Origin of the sequence: Singulisphaera photorubra (genome assembly GCF_045290345.1) — a bacterium.
GTDB lineage: Bacteria > Planctomycetota > Planctomycetia > Isosphaerales > Isosphaeraceae > Singulisphaera.
In genome coordinates this window covers 7792078-7807355 of the sequence record NZ_CP155447.1, presented here as the reverse complement: position 1 = coordinate 7807355, position 15278 = coordinate 7792078, and the positions used below count along the sequence as shown (strand labels likewise).

12 protein-coding genes and 1 pseudogene are annotated in these 15278 nt (G+C 63.3%); 2 read left to right on the top strand and 11 right to left on the bottom strand.

The window, feature by feature from the left end:
• Window positions 1-18 precede the first annotated feature (18 nt).
• Both V5E97_RS29395 and V5E97_RS29390 read left to right on the top strand, forming a co-directional pair.
• A pseudogene (locus tag V5E97_RS29395) lies at window positions 19-495 on the top strand (IS3 family transposase); the annotation flags it as partial.
• Window positions 496-855: 360 nt separating this feature from the next.
• A complete protein-coding gene (locus tag V5E97_RS29390) occupies window positions 856-1644 on the top strand; it encodes a hypothetical protein (RefSeq protein WP_406695122.1) in 789 nt (262 codons plus the stop codon).
• A 347-nt stretch (window positions 1645-1991) separates the two neighbouring features.
• On the opposite strand, the gene V5E97_RS29385 is transcribed toward V5E97_RS29390, so the two are convergent.
• The 11 genes from V5E97_RS29385 to V5E97_RS29335 form a co-directional block, all read right to left on the bottom strand.
• Window positions 1992-3575: a DHA2 family efflux MFS transporter permease subunit gene (locus V5E97_RS29385; RefSeq protein ID WP_406695121.1), complete on the bottom strand. Its 1584-nt coding sequence runs from the start codon at window positions 3573-3575 to the stop codon at window positions 1992-1994.
• Entirely contained in the window at window positions 3572-5098 is a 1527-nt protein-coding gene (locus V5E97_RS29380) for an HlyD family secretion protein (protein WP_406695120.1), read from the bottom strand. The genes V5E97_RS29385 and V5E97_RS29380 overlap by 4 nt, the downstream gene beginning before the upstream one ends.
• A gap of 229 nt (window positions 5099-5327) precedes the next feature.
• Complete coding sequence (gene nhaA / locus V5E97_RS29375; protein WP_406695119.1) at window positions 5328-7127, bottom strand: Na+/H+ antiporter NhaA; 1800 nt, start codon at window positions 7125-7127, stop codon at window positions 5328-5330.
• A gap of 104 nt (window positions 7128-7231) precedes the next feature.
• Window positions 7232-7390 (bottom strand): lipocalin-like domain-containing protein, encoded by a 159-nt coding sequence (locus tag V5E97_RS29370; RefSeq protein WP_406701235.1) that lies wholly within the window; start codon window positions 7388-7390, stop codon window positions 7232-7234.
• A gap of 329 nt (window positions 7391-7719) precedes the next feature.
• Window positions 7720-8139, bottom strand: coding sequence for a hypothetical protein (locus V5E97_RS29365; protein WP_406695118.1), 420 nt, complete (start codon window positions 8137-8139; stop codon window positions 7720-7722).
• Window positions 8140-8365: 226 nt separating this feature from the next.
• Window positions 8366-8503, bottom strand: a complete 138-nt coding sequence (locus V5E97_RS29360; protein WP_406695117.1) for a hypothetical protein — start codon at window positions 8501-8503, stop codon at window positions 8366-8368.
• A 47-nt stretch (window positions 8504-8550) separates the two neighbouring features.
• Window positions 8551-9276, bottom strand: coding sequence for a cation transporting ATPase C-terminal domain-containing protein (locus V5E97_RS29355; RefSeq protein WP_406695116.1), 726 nt, complete (start codon window positions 9274-9276; stop codon window positions 8551-8553).
• Between the two features lie 708 nt (window positions 9277-9984).
• The gene (locus V5E97_RS29350; RefSeq protein ID WP_406695115.1) at window positions 9985-10641 is read right to left on the bottom strand and encodes a transposase; all 657 of its coding nucleotides are present in this window, start codon (window positions 10639-10641) and stop codon (window positions 9985-9987) included.
• Between the two features lie 188 nt (window positions 10642-10829).
• The gene (locus V5E97_RS29345) at window positions 10830-11585 is read right to left on the bottom strand and encodes a hypothetical protein (RefSeq protein ID WP_406695114.1); all 756 of its coding nucleotides are present in this window, start codon (window positions 11583-11585) and stop codon (window positions 10830-10832) included.
• Between the two features lie 142 nt (window positions 11586-11727).
• Complete coding sequence (locus V5E97_RS29340) at window positions 11728-12729, bottom strand: hypothetical protein (RefSeq protein ID WP_406695113.1); 1002 nt, start codon at window positions 12727-12729, stop codon at window positions 11728-11730.
• Window positions 12730-13405: 676 nt separating this feature from the next.
• The gene (locus tag V5E97_RS29335; protein WP_406695112.1) at window positions 13406-15271 is read right to left on the bottom strand and encodes a DUF4139 domain-containing protein; all 1866 of its coding nucleotides are present in this window, start codon (window positions 15269-15271) and stop codon (window positions 13406-13408) included.
• Window positions 15272-15278 lie beyond the last annotated feature (7 nt).

The following is a 15278-nucleotide window of genomic DNA, read 5'->3' as shown; positions in this document are numbered from 1 at the left end:
TCCCTCAGGGCTGCCTGCGTGCCGGCTGTGCGACGCAATCAGGTTTGGTCCACCGACGTGACGTACCTCCCGCTCAACCAGGGCTTCATGTTCCTTGCGGCGGTACTCGACTGGCACAGCCGGTTCGTGCTCTCTTGGCGGCTGTCGAACACGCTCGACGGTCGGTTCTGCCTGGAGGCGTTGGATGCGGTGTTGGAGGGAGGACGCCCTGAGATCTTCAACTCCGACCAGGGCGTGTAGTTCACAGCGTGGGCCTTCACCGGGCGGCTTGAGGCGGAAGGGATCGCCGTGAGCATGGACGGACGCGGGAGGGCGTTGGACAACGTGTTCGTCGAGCGGCTGCGGCGGGCTCTTAAACACGATTCCATTTACTTGAACGCATATCGCAGCGTCAGAAAGTTGGAAGCTGGCCTTGAAAGGTGGTTTGTGTTTTACAACCACAAACGCTTGCACCAGAGCTTGGCCTATCGCACGCCCGCCGAGGTCTACCATAGTGCTGAGCCAGTCGAGCCTTGAGAGGGGAGTGCGGGGGGGGAAGTCCCGCGTTCGTTCCGGCCACCGATTGCGTGCCGAGCCGGTCGGGCCTTGAGAGGGGAGGGTGGGGGCGAAGCATAACTTGAAAACCGGGCCGAGTGGTCTGGACATTGGGGACCACTTCAGATATCACCCCCAATAATCCAAAACGGACCCCTATCAATCAAATACGAATCATTATCAATGGATATCAAAAACAACAGATAACAAAGTTTTAAATATCGGCATCGTAGCGCAAGGTCTTGGCCAAACAGAACTGAAATACAAACTATGGGCCGGGATCCGATATTACGATTTTGCGGTAGCATCAAATACCAATCAATGGGTGCTTTTTACGTTACATTAACAAAAACAAGCTTAGGCAATCCTGAAAACCGGACGTTAGACATAAATCGGCTTATGCCGCCCGATGACGCGAAACCCAATCAACTACATTCAACCAATGTTCAACTGATTTCAAACATATTGAACTATTTGACCAAACCTGGCCTTGAGGGATTCCTCAAAATGACTCTCAATTCAAACGGGAATGCTTGGCGTGCGATTGCTGCTTCGGTGGCATTGCTTTCCATTGCTGCTGAAGTTGGAGCAGAGGACGCTCCGAAAGGCCGCGATTCCGCACGTATCAGTCGGGCAAAGGCTGAAAGGGCAAGGGCACTGGCGAAGAGCCCTCACCCTGGGCAACCCTCGCTGAAATCGCTGGACGTCCCACAACCCGATCGAGTCGACACACTTATACGTCCGCATCATGAGGCAGACAAAGACTCCAAGATGCTACAATCGCGTGTTGCAGAGTTCTTGTCACGCCACGACGCACCTTATGCTGATCGGGCCTTGCATTTTGCCTGGCTGCAGAACGACCCCTACTTTCAACAGATTCAGGGGCGCGTTTCCGGCTGGCGTGGCGTCATTAAAGAAGTCGAGCAATTGCCTGAAGGTGGATGGATTGCCACGATTCGAGTGGGCCCGAGAATCTATCCGCAGTCTCGAGCTATCCTGCTCGACTACGTCGAAGAGACCTATCGGTTTCAACACGGAAACCTTGTTATGGTCGCCACGGATGTGTTTGAGAAAAAGCCTGACAAGAAACAGATTTATACGCCCTTTTGAATGTGTAGCGTATAGACTGCCCCCCAAAATTGCAGGCGTGGTGTTTTCTTGCAGGCGTCCCGACGTCATTAATTTTCAAAGAGAGGACTGGAATTATGTCTCGTCCTCTCATTTCTGTCTTTTGCCAAACTTCGGAGCAGCATGCCGGGGGTGAGGTCGATCGCACACGGCGGCAGGGTCATCTCCGTATGCAACGCTCATACGTCGGCACAGATTCTTGGGCCGCACCGACCCGTCCACTCTCCCAGTTCCACACCTCCTCGGCCCGGCCCAAGATCGCCTCGCCGCCCTCGAATACCTACGACCTCGGTTGCCGTCCCTCACGGGACCGCGGATGCCGAATCCGGTTATCCGGGGCGCTGGGCGACCCGGCGACGATCGAGCAGGAAGATGAGCGGGATCAACGCCGCCGCCGCGACGCCGCACAACAGGAGGGTATCGAAGTAGGCCAGCCCCTGGGCCTGCTGCTGTCGGAGGTCATCCAAGGACTTCAATGCGAGGAAATCCGCGGTCACCGGATCGCCGGCCGCCGGTCCTGGCAGGAACCGGGCCGCCGTCTCCCGGAGCCGCTCGGTCACGGCAGGATTCAGGGCGTCGAGGTGGGCCTCGGTCAGCCGGCTGAGGCGTGCCTGGAGGCCCCGCTCGCCGGCCACGGTGACCAGGCACACCCCGACGCTCGCCCCCAGGTTGCGGAACAGGTTATACACGGACGCTGCGTCGGCCCGCAGCGAGGGGACGAATCCCCGCAAGGCGGCGGCGTTCACGGCGCTCAGGGTCAGGGTCATCCCGACGACGATGACCGCGCGGGGCCAGAGCACCTGGCTCGGCGCGACCAGCAGGTTGCCGGCCGAGAGCCAGAGGGCGCCCCCGGACAGGGTGACCAGCCCGACGACGGGCACCAGCCGACCGCCCGCTCCCCCGGCCGCGGCCGCCAGCACCGGGACCAGCACGAGCAGGGTCAGGGCGGCCGGGGCGACCAGCTCCGCGACATTCGCCGCAGCGTAGCCCATCAGCCCGACGACCATCCGGGAGATGACGCTCAGTGACCCGACGTAGACGCAGGTCGTCGCGGCCCCCAGGGCGACGCAGGCGAGGAAATGGCGGTCGCGCAGGAGGTCGAGCCTGATGAGCGGGTCGGGCCCCCACAGGCATCGGGCCGCGACCGCCGCGAGGGCAACCGCCGCCCCGGCGCTCAGGACGACCACGGTCCGGGACTCGAACCAATCCCACACCTGCCCCTCGGTCAGCACGATTTCCAGGCAGGCCAGTCCGACGACCAGCAGGGTCGCGCCGACCCAGTCGAACCGCCCGGGGGTCGACCGTTCGGGGGCGTCGTCCGGCAGCCAGCGGGCGCATACCGCCAGGGCGAAGAGTCCGACCGGGACGCCGGCCAGGAACATGACGCGCCAGGAATACGCGTCGGTCAGCCATCCGCCGATCGCCGGGCCGAACGCCGGGCCGATCAGCAGGGCGATGCTGAAGCCAGCCAGGGGGCTCGGCCGCCCGGGCCGGGCGAGGTCCGCCAGACTGGCCTGGGCGAGCGGCACCAAGATCCCGCCGAGCAGCCCCTGGAGCAGCCGCGCGGCGATCAGCCCCGCGAGGGAGGTGGCCGTCCCGCACAGGGCGGTGGCGATGGTGAAGCCCGCGACGCACCCCAGGCACGCCCGACGGCGACCGACCCGATCGGCCAGGCGGGAGGCCAGGGGGGCGGCGACGACGCTGGCCGCCAGGTACGCGTTCACCACCCACACCGCTTCGCGCCGGGCCGCCCCGACCCCGCCGGCCACGTGACGAGTGGATGCCACCGGCAGGCTCACCGAGACCACCGCGATGAGAGTCATCCCGGCCAGGGCCAGCACGGCGGCCAGCCCCCGCCGGTCCGGCCCCCTTCCGATCACCATGACGCCCTGGACCGTCGGAGTCCGTGTCATCTGCCGCCACCTGACTGGAGCCGGGCCCCGGCGTCCGGCCCGGTGGGCTCCTCCCGGATCCTTACGACCGGCACGACGGACAGGCCGGCGGCGAGCGGGGCCTCGGGCGAGTTCGGCTCCGCCAGGTCGACCCGGACGGTCAGCCGCTGGACCACCTTGACGAAGTTCCCGGTGGCATTCTCGGCGGGCAGGACAGCGAGGGCCGCCCCGGTCCCGGGCGCGAAGCCGCTCACCCGGCCGCGGAACACCCGGCCCGGATAGGCGTCGACCCGGAGGTCGACCGGGTGGCCGATCCGGACGTCGACCAACTGGGTCTCCTTGAAATGGCAATCGACCCACACCTCGGTGAGCGACCGGACGGCCATCATCTGCTGGCCGGCCACGACGTGGTTGCCGGGGTTGACGGCCCTGCGGGACACCACCCCGTCGATCTCGGCGCGGACGTCGCAGTACCGCAGGTCCAGGTCGGCCAGGGCCAGGTCGCGCTGGGCCTGCGCGACCTTGGCGCGGGCCTGCTTGACGGCCGGGGCGTCGGGCACCAGCTTGGCGAAGATCCGGTCGACGTTGCCCTCGTCGTCCTGCTTGCGGAACTCGGCCAGGAACTGGGACGGTGTGGCCTCGCTGGTGGCCAGGGGGAGTCCGACCTGGGCGATGGTCTGGATCAGGTCGGCGAGTGCCTGGCGGACTCCGGAGAACGTCTGGTCGAGGTCGGCCGGGACGTCGGCAGGGCTCCCGCCGTCGGGCGGGTCGGGCGGCAGGCCGAGCGAGGCGCGGCCGACGCGCACGTCCTCGGCGGCCTGGCGGACCTGGGCCTCGGCCACCTTGTATGCACTCATGCCCTGGTCGAACTCCTCGCGGGAGGACGCGCCTTTACGGAGCAACTGCTCGGTCCGGGCGAGTTCGATTTTGGCGAGGTCCCGGGAAGCCTCCTTGCTCCGGAGGGCGGCCACCTGGGACCGGAGGGTGGCCACCTGGTTGTTCACGCCCTCGATGGCCATTTGAAGCTTCCACCGCTGGGCGCGGGCCAAGGCAAGGTCACCTCGGACCCGGCTCTCGGCCGCCGACAAGTCCGCCTCGGCGACCTCGACCCCGGACCGCTTCAGTTCGACCTGATTCTGGTACGGCTCCCGGTCCAGCTCGACCAGGAGGTCCCCCTTCTTGACCCGGGCGTTGTCGTCCACCAGCACGCGGGCGACCTGGCCGGGCACCCGGGGGGCGACGATGGTGACGTGGCTATCCACGTAGGCGTCGTCGGTCGAGACGGTATTGAGCCACTCGGCGATCCGGGGCCACGCCCACCAGGCGACGGCCACGAGAGCCAGCAGGCCGGCCGCCAACCCGGTAGCCCGCCCCCAAACCCTACGCCGCGGCGACGAGGTCGGCGTGGCCGGACGGGGGGCAGCCGCGACCGGCGGCGGCGAAGCCGCTGAGGTCACGACGTCTACCAGTCCGGCCCCGGCCGGACTGGCCGTCTCGAATGGCGACTGTTCCGTGGTTGCCTGCGGGTGGGGATCGGGGGTCAAAAAACATCGCCTCCGAGATCAGGCCGGTGTGGCAGGATCGCCGCCTTATCCATCATACGCGTCATCGGCTCACCCGCACATACGTACGTAGCCCGGAGAGGACCACGCCGACCGAGCGAATTTCAATCCGCTGCCCTTCATGCGACTCCAGGAGCTTCCTCGTTGAGCAGGTCGGCGAGGTCGAGCCTACGCGTGCACGATCGCCAGCCGCCGTGGTATCCCGCGAGACTCATGGTGCCTCACCTCGCTCGTCGTCCGCTCCGGGGCTCGACCACAGGATCAGCACGCCCACTCCCCCGGCGGCCAACGAGGCGAGGAAGATGGCGATCTTGGCGGCCGCGTAATGTGCCCGGTCCGGAAAGGCCACGCCCGCGATGAACAGGGACATCGTGAACCCGATGCCGCCGAGCGCCCCAGCACCGCACAACTGGCGCCACGAGTATGCGTCCGGCTTCGCGGCCAGGCCGGAGCGTACCGCGAGCCACGCGGCCAGGACGATCCCGATCGGCTTGCCGAGGACCAGCCCCAGGGAGATCGCGCCGATCAGTCGTCCCTGCCCTTCGAGGACACCGGGCGACCAGGCGACGCCCGCGTTCGCCAGGGCGAAGACCGGCAGCACCACGTAGCTCGACCACGGCTCGACGGATCTGAGGAGTTTGTCGGCGGGAGACTCGATCCGGGCGTGGATCGCATCCAGCGTGCGCAGGGCCGGTTCGGAGGGTCCGGGCCGCATCGCCTCGCCGGTGTGGCGGTCCTCCAGGTGGATCACGGCCGCCGCCTGCGCCAAAAGCGCGTTCAGGTTCGCCGGCGGAAGCGCGGGGATGAGCACGGCCAGGATCACGCCCGCCAGCGTGGCGTGCAATCCGGCCTCGTGCAGGAAGAACCAGAGGGCGACGCCGCAGGCCGCGTAGGGCAGGGCGGCGTACACCCCGGCCCGGTTGAGCCCGACCAGCAACGCCGTCGCCGCGCCGGCTGCGATCAAGTAGCTCGCGTGGATCTCGCCGCTGTAGAACAGCGCGATGACCAGAATCGCCACGATGTCGTCGATGATGACCGCCGCGGTCAGGAACACGCGCAGCTCGACGGGGACGCGGGCGCCGAGCAGCACGATCAGCGCGACCGCGAAGGCCGTGTCGGTCCCGATGGGAATGCCCCACCCGTGCTTTAGTTCCGGCGGGGCGATCGATGCATAGATGGCCGCCGGCAGGACGATGCCTCCCAGCGCGGCGATCACCGGAAGTGCACCCGATCGAAAGGTCGCCAGGTGGCCAACGGTGAACTCGCGTTTGATCTCAAGCCCGACGACAAAGAAGAAGATCGTCAGGAGCCCGTGGTTGACCCAGTGCAGCAGCGAATGGGCAAATTCGCCCGTTCCCCACAGGAATCCCAGGGGCGTCTCCCACCACGCCGCGAATGCCGGGCCGAGGGGGGAGTTGCTGAGCCCCAGCGAGAGTAACGTCGCCAGCCCCAGGAGCAATCCCGACGATGGCCCCCAGCGGACGAACTCAAACGCTGCGGACTGGATGCGATGGCCGAGCGAGCCGAGCATCGCGTCGGCCAGCGAGCTTTCATCCCAGGCGCCTGTATAGCGGCGACCGTTGATGAAGAAGGTCGGCGTCGCCCGCACGCCGCTGCGCCGCGCGCCCTCGGTGTCCTCGCGCACTCGCGCCTGCGCCGCCGCGAATGCGGGCTCGTGCGGCGCGTCGCCCGGCGACAGGTCGAAGTCCCGCGCGATCCGCCCGAAGTCGCTCTCTGCAAACGCCGGCCCACGCTCCATCAGCGCCTCGTGGACCTCCCAGAACCGTCCGGTCTTCTGGGCGGCGTACTCCGCCAACTCGGAGGCGCGGGTCGCGTCCACGCTCTCGGCGACGGGCAAGTGCCGGAACACGTACCGCATCTGATCGCCGAATCGGCTCCGCAACCCCTCGATGACCTCGTGGACCGCGTGGCAACGGGGGCACGCATAGCTGCCGTACTCGACCAGGGTCAGCTCCGCGTCGGCCGGCCCCAGAACGTGGTCGCGGTCCATGTCGACCGGAGAATCTAGCATGTTCGCCCTCGTATCCTTCCTGAGTGTCGGTGCTTATCGCCACCATGCTCCGCGAGTTCGTAAACACAACGGGCGACCTCTATCTATCTCTCGTCCGCTCGCTGCCATTCGAGATGCGACATCACCACCTTCCCAGCAGACCGGATCGGCGTATCCGTGCTGGGACGCAGCCTATTTCTTTCGATCACGACCACGCGGGGCTGGGTCTGTCCGGTCCAATTCGGGAACAGCGACACGAACAGGGAATGGGCCAGCGTCTTCTTCTCTTCATCGACGTGGAAGAGCCCGGAGTACGCGATTTACGTCGAGGCCTCCTCACGGTACTCCTCGGCCGTCCCGTCGAACCAGTCCTCCGCGGCGAACGGGCGGCGATCGGGCCACATCAACTGCGCCCCTTCCGCCGCGAAGGCCCGCGCGATCGCCAGGCCGATGCCGTGATCAGAACACGTTTTCCCGACTGCATGGTCCCCTCCTCAGGGATGCGCCATGACGGCCTTCCCAAGTCCGCTTTTCACCGAAATGCCGCCCGGCCGGTGAACTTGGCCGGGCGCTTCCCGGGCGCTCTGCCGCCTCACGGGCGATCGACCGTCCACTCCCCCCAGTACCGCACTGGCTGACCGCCGTGAGATTTCAGCACATCGACCGCTTGGTCCTTCAGGGCGGCATCGCCGCCGGTGAACGCGACCACCACCACGCCGCCTGACCGTAGCAACTCCTCGGCCCGGTCGAAGACCATCGTCTCGTCGGCGAACAGTTGCTCGAGCGCGCGGCGGAACTGGACCCAGCCGCCGTGCCGCTCCCCCTTGAGGTCGAGCTGGTCCGCCCCCGCCTCGCCCTGGAATATCTGCACTTGCTCGGCTCCGAACCCGGCGGCCACGAGTGCCCGCTGCACGGCCTGGACATCGACCCCGGCCGGGAAGTCGCCGGTGACCGCATGGGTCGGCTGGTAAACGTATCCCTTGTCGTGCGGGTCAGGATTGACTTGTGGCATGAAGACATCTCCTGGGAATAGCTCGTTCAACCCCGACTCGACCGAGCCGGCGGCGCGAGTTCGAGTGGCTCGACCCATTTCCATAAACCGAGATAGTCGCATGGAAGCCGCTCCGTCAATTGGACGCCCCCACCCCGGCACCGTCAAGGATGGGCCGACCGGCAGCGACCGATCGCGTCGCCCGTGCTCACCTCTTCCCAATGGAACGCTCACCGCCGAAGGTCATTCAGCCGAAGCGGTCATTCCCGATCGCCGAGCCGTCCGGTGGCATCCCGGTCGGGTGGACCCGATCGTCGGGCAGCGGAACCTTGACGGCGAGGGCTGCTTCGACGGTGATGAGCCGGGCCCCTCGCGTCGTGGTCATGAGCTGCTGATCCGCACCCGAACCGTCGCGGTTGCCTGGGCACGGGATCACCCGGCAATCTTCGCCCCGGCTCCGTTCAACCCCGACCGATTTTGCACGAGCTTGACCATCTCCACGGCAGCGACCGGGGCCAGGGAACAGGAGATGATGACGGCCCAGCCCGACGGGCTCGGCGGGAGGGTATGGAGCACGCGCTGGAGCAGCGGCACGGAGACCACAGCAGCCTGGAGGAGGACGCAGGCGATCACGGCCGCCCACAGCCAACCGTTCGTGAACAGGCGGCTCGTGAACGCGGTCCGCCGCTGCGAGCGTGCGTTGAAGGCGTGTGCGACCTGGGCCAGGGCCAAGGTCATGAAAGCCATCGTCTCCGCCCGGAGCAGGCCCGCCCCTTCCGACCCGTGCCGGCAGGCTATAGGTCCAGGCCCCGCAGGGCGCCGGCCCAGCCCCGCCTTGGCCGCCGCGACGATCAAGGCCCCTTCGGTCGGGTCGCCGAGCACCGCGCTCTGGCCGTCGCGGATCTCGATGGCGGCGTCGTTGCATCGCGCACCGATCCGCAGGGCCAGGGTCAGGCGGTCGTCGGCCTTTGCATCGACGGTCCGCCCGGCTCGTTGGAATCCTCCCACCGTGGCATAGCCCGTGCCGGTGACGTCGAGGCGCTCCCCCTCCAAGACGTAGGCGCGCACGGTCATCTCGTTCCTGGTCAGGGTCCCGGTCTTGTCGGTGCAGATGACCGTGGTCGATCCCAGCGTCTCGACGGCGGGGAGCCAGCGCATTCATTTATTTAATATCAATCAGCCAAATCAGACCTAAAACACAACCTACAAATAATCATATTTATATTTACCGAATTCCTCTATGCCCCCCCTTTTCCGTTCGGTGGCTTGGGTGCAGGTGGGTCGGGATCAACTGGAAACCACGGATAACGTGCTGCGTATTGATACTTCCGTGCCAGGCGCTCGTGAAACTCAGCCAACCTTGCTTCAGTCTCAGCCTCTTCTCGCCAATACCTGTTCAATGCCCGATCCGGTTCACTACCATCAGCAGCATACTTAGCTGCCGTTTGCAAAAAGGATTGGGATTGTCCTCTGCATAACCACGCTTGGACGCGGTGGTGCGCAGATTTAGCTAGCGCGTCTCTCCCCCACGGGCTAGTGGGCATTGACTGGAGGGCGAATCCTAGTACTACCGCAGACTCCGCTACAACTATCAGCAAGAACGAAACGCGGCACCTAAAGAGCGATACACGGCGATCACGCCTGCGATACAGCAAGCACAAATACGCATTTATCATAACCATTGCATAAATAAAAGCCAATATTTCAGGTCGCATTTTGTTTACACCATTAGCGATTATTCGTAGTGTGCATGGCTTGCGTATTGTCTTACGCCGGCTACCGTGTTCGGTAAATTGGCCTAGTCCCCTTCCAGGCTCTCAGAAACGGCTTCAAACCGGGCCCAAGAAAAGGGGAGACGGAGTGACTTTACTGCTTCCGCGGCCGCCCTCGGTTTCGAAGGCTCGACTCCAACCCAAGCGATTGCGCCGTTTGGCGGGTCCACGCCTCGCCACCGAAAGGGCGTTCGCGGACCACCGATTCCTGCAGCCTCTGCAACTCTCCCACTGAGAGAGGTTCGTTCACTCGATCGACCCACGCCGGATCGCGGGGCGACGGGTCGCCACGCCACAGGGTCGGGGCGCCCGCGAGCCAACCCGGCAGACTCGACCACTTCCAGTGCTCGGCACGCGAAACCAACTCGGCGCCGAGGGGGTTCCGCTCGACGTAGCGGAGCACGGTCGCCAGGTGGTCGTCGTCCTGGACGGGGAACGCCTTGTACCGTCCCTGCCAGACATGCCCGGTGGTCGTGTAATGGCGATGGTATCGCTGCGCGTGCGCGGTGAGCAACCACCGCATCCACCGCCCGAGATCGCCGTCGCTCTGGGGGCGCAGGACCAGGTGGAAATGGTTCGGCGTCAGGCAGTAGCCGAAGAGGTCGATGGGGAGACGCCGGCGGGCGTCGCCGATCGCCTCTACGAAGGCGTCGTAGTCGGCGGGCTTGTGGAAGACTGCTGCGCGACGGTTGCCGCGATTCAAGTCGTGGTAGATCATCCCGCCGACTGAAGCGCGAGCGGTTCGTGGCATGACTCGAGGGTAGTCGAGGACTCAAGCCACGTCAATATTCCCTCCGTCCCCTTTTTCACGGTGACATTCTTAATTTTTGATGCGGCTTGCATAATATGGACAAGATCATACCTGCGAAGCTCTTCACTTCGTAGCATCCTAACTTGCCCAGATAGCGGCGAAATTGGCGAATATCACCTTTTCGATTTTCAAAGCTCGTGGAGGGGTCCTGGAGGACGAGAAAGGCGCGGCCTACCACGGGGTACGGGCGACGGCACATCGACCAATACTTTGGTCCGAATTCCCTCGCGAGTTTGAAACATGGCGAGAACGGCTATCGGACGAAAGTAGTCGCCCACCCTGACCGAGATCAGTATGTTATGCTTGACTGAATGGAATTTTTTTGACGGGATGGCAAGTGTGCGAGGCGACTTTGCAACGCAAGTCCAGCCGTTTTCCGCCGAAACCGCCTCCAAGCTATCGAAGACGCGGCCCGCAGAATCTTGCTGCTCGATCGTGGCAATAACTTTTGTGTCCGCCTCAGACTCCCCTTGACCAAGCGGACCGAAATGGTCGCCGCGCCACTTGAAGATTGCAGAAGCGTGGCCTAAGGAGGGAAGCCTGTAGAGATAGAAACCTTCTTTGAGCCGGATAATGCTGCAACTGTTGTGGTGAAAGCCTGGCCCATCCTTGGTGAGGGCCACTTTTTTTACCTCGCCAGCTGGGCTGAGTTTGAAGAGCATCTGCGAAGCGACCTGCGTCTTGCGAGGGGCGGTAAGTATGCCAAAGCTCGCTTCGGTGACCTTCCGGGTCTCGACGAAAACCCAGGTTTCCTGTGGCCCATCTAGAATATGGACACCTCCGATCTCCATCCATGCATTAATTACATATGCCGCCTCGCAAAAGCTTCCTGCCATGTGCAGGCCAACGACAGCATAGACCAATCTGAATAAAAGCGATCTCATTGTAATCACCTTTAAACTGGTGTCACAGTTGCACTTGCCTCAGAATTTCCTGTTTTTCGAAGTTCGACAACCGGGTCGGTCAATATTCAATCCGTCCCCTTTTTCCCGGTCAGCCATATTTCTGCCAGCCCCCAACGGCTCATCACTTAGCCGGGATTCTAGTAATCGACTTCTTGTCGGCCCCATACATTTCCAGATACGGTTCCGATTTCCTCGTCGTTGAAAGATAGACACGCGATGTATCGTCTGGATCCGAAATCTCCAGAGAGGGGATTCCCTCAGGCATGATCCCAAGGATCATGCGAGAAATATTTTTGTTGTCAGCAAATAAAAGTGATGAATATCCGTCTTCCATGGTCTTCAGGCTCAGTCGTGCCGATTCCTGAGCGTCCATCATGATGTGAGCGGCGGTTCCGTTATTGGAAACGTGAGTGAGCATTCGCACCTTGCCAGCTTTGTCAAAGTACATGAGGCCCGCCCGGGAATCGCTCTCCTCAAGAGCAAAGCGGGCCTTACCGTCGCTGTCGAACAAGTATTGATTCGGATGACCATCAGGCCAGAGGCCTAAGCTCATTCGCATCTGTTCTCCCTTGTATAGTGCGATCGCTGGGGTCCCGTTGGGCATCGCGCCGATCATCATATTCATCTCACCCTCGATGCTCCAGAAACTCAGATAAGGGAGGCCGCTCGGGGCGAGACTCATCTTTATCAGGGAATCCGCTCCGTTCACTCTCCCCAACTCAAAGATCGGCCGTCCCTCGGGGGCCAAACTCGCCGTGAGCTGAGGGCGACCATTCTGGTCTACGAACTCGAGCCTCGGAGTCTCGTCAGAAGACATCTCCAAGAGAACGCGGTTTTTGCCTTTTCGATCCGCTAATACCAAACTCGCATCACCACTCGCGGACAAGCCAACTCTCGTCCTGATGGTGCCGTTACTGTCCAAGAACCTTAAAGATGGCGCCCCATCCGTACCAACTTCCATGGAAATCCTGACTTTGCCCTTCGCATCTCGGAGCAAGAGCCGCTCGGCATCGATCGTCTTCGGCCCCGAACTCGCCCCAGAGATGATCAAAATGCCGATCCAGCATGTTGACATCAGTGTCCAAAGGGTAAGGATCGGCGATTTTCGAAATGGCGTCGTCATTCTCGATGGCTCCGTTGAGTGAGAGAACTGACATAGCGAGTTTGGAAATGGGAGTGGTCAGACCAAAGACAACGATGCTGGGGTCGCATTGGGCCGCTTTCTGAACGCAGTAACTTAAGATCGTCAAACCCTACCGCAGAAACAAAAATAGGGATCGAAGTCGTTCTCAAGCCGACTGATATTACCTCTCAACAAGAATTCCGATTATCTGTGGCAACTAACACACCATAAATCTTTCATCCACATTACGTTCATTTATTTTTTGCGATTCCTATTATTCCTCTGCAGCCGGCGTTCTTGCATTCCTTACTTCATCGGAAGGATTTGCCGGCTGCAGAGAGAAACAACTTCGCTTTTGAAGCCATCGTGCCGTACTGATTTTGGCTCGGTACTCTTGGGCCAAAACGATGTCGGATCGAACCCTTGGCACTCCCGTCCCTCTTGGACCCGCGCTCGCTGAGTCGAATACGTCGTACGGCCGGCCCGGCCGGCCCCCTCTCAGCCCAGGGCCATTCCTCAGACTCACGCCGACCCCGAGAGAATTACGGCCGGGCCGGCCGTGCTACTGCAGACCAAGGGAATTACGGCCGGGCCGGCCGTGCTACTGCAAACTGACCCGGTGCGGAAACTGCAAGAATCATGGGTTCTTTCGCTCTTTCGAGGATCGTGGTTTTTGTTACGGCGCGGGCGGCGGGGTCGGTTCAGCGGCCGGGGCCGGAAGGACCCGGACACGGTCGAGTTGCTCGAACTCGCTCCTCGCCTGCTGTCCGCCCAGGGTGCTCACCTGGAAGTTGTGGTCGAATTCGACCGAGAACCCGTATTCGAGGATGCGGGCCTTCTCGCGGACCGCCCCGCCCGGGACCTCGATCTCCCAACGCAGGATGCCTTTCGGCCGCTGGCGGCGCAGGTAGATGGCGTCGTCGCTCAGTGCGTCCTTCGCCTCGGCCAGCGTCACGCGGATTTGTGCGGAGTCGCCGCTGTTGGGCAAACGATCCAGGATCCGCACCTTTGCCGGCTCGTCCTTGTAGTTCTCCACGAGCAGCCGGTACTTGAAGTCCAGTTTCCGGTTCCCGCCCTGCAAGCTCTCGGTCTTCTCGGCCAACTCGCGGCGGGCGCGGAGCTGTGGGTCGACCCCGAAGCCGAGCGTGAACAACTGGCCGCGGGCAATTGTGGGGATCTCGCCACGGCCGACGAATTGCCCGTCCTGGTAGACCGACATCGGGCCGGCCAGCAAGTCCTGCCCGCCGCTGTTGGTCGCCTCCGCCTCCCTGAAGACGTGCCGGGTGACCAACGGCGTGGCCACGGAATAGAACCGGCTCTCGAATTTCGACTGGAAGATCTGGACCACCTGTTGATCGGGTCGACTGGCCAGGCTGGCCGATCCGGCGACCGCGTAGTTCAAGCTGGGCCCGCCGGCCACGTCGGTCTCGGTCGACTGGAGCGTGCTCACCAGGTCTCGGCCACTCATCAGCTCCAAGCTCTGGAATTCGTTGGCCGCGGCGTTGAGCGCCCAGTCGAGTTTGGCCTTTTCGGCGGGGCTCGGTGCGCCACGATAGAGGGCCACGGCAGCGCCCAGACGCTCACGTGCGGCGTCCAACCGGGCGGTCAGTTCTTCGGGATCGACCGGTTTCGGAGCGGCTTCCTTGCTGAGAGTCACTGCGAACGCCGCCAGGCCAGGACCCGATGCGCCCAGACCCGGCGAGGCGGTGGAGAGCGTCAATTGCACACCGTCCCAGTCCTCGCCGCTCATCTGCTGGATCAGCCCGTGGCACTCAACCCGGATCTGCTTTCGGTCCCCGCCGGTGCGGAACGTGTAGGCAGGCGACCACTCACACTTACCTACCAGGTAGCTCAGGCGGACCGAGTCCTGACCTTCGCTCCGCTTGTCGAGGAACAGCAGCGTCTCGCGAACCGTGCGGGACGCGACGCTGGTCAGCTCACCCCGCCGCCGTTGGAGCAAGTCGAGCTGTTTGTTCAGGTCCGTGGCTTCCCTGGCGTGCGTGACCGCCGCGTCGGCGAGCGTGTCGCGCTGGCCGAACGAGAAGAGGGTGACCTTCTCCAGGGCCGCGGCATCCAGGACGCCCCGGGCCAAGTCGCCCTTGGCCGTCGTCGCGACAAATCGATCGAGCTGGTCGAGGTAGGTCGTCTGCTTGGCCAACCGTTCCTGCACCTTCTGGTTCACCAGCAATTTGTCTTTGACTTGCTCGAGACTCTCATCGAGTTTGCGAACCTCGTCACGAGGCGCCTCGCCAACGGCGCGGCTACGGACCTGCACTGCGCGGACCTCTACCCCTTCGCTGCCTTCCGCGACGAGGCTGTCGGCAACCACTTGCTCCGGCAGGTCATCGACGACGAGTTCCCTAGTTCCCTTGGCGCCGACGACGGGGATCGTGCGTACGACCATGGCCTGCCCGCGATAAAGCGTCACATGCGTCACACGTCCTGAAACTCGGTCGGGAGCCGGAGGAGCAGCTCGGGCCCCGGTCGATCCCGACAAAGTGACGGCAAGACAGCAGACGGCCGACCTCGCGGTGGAACTCATCGTGCTT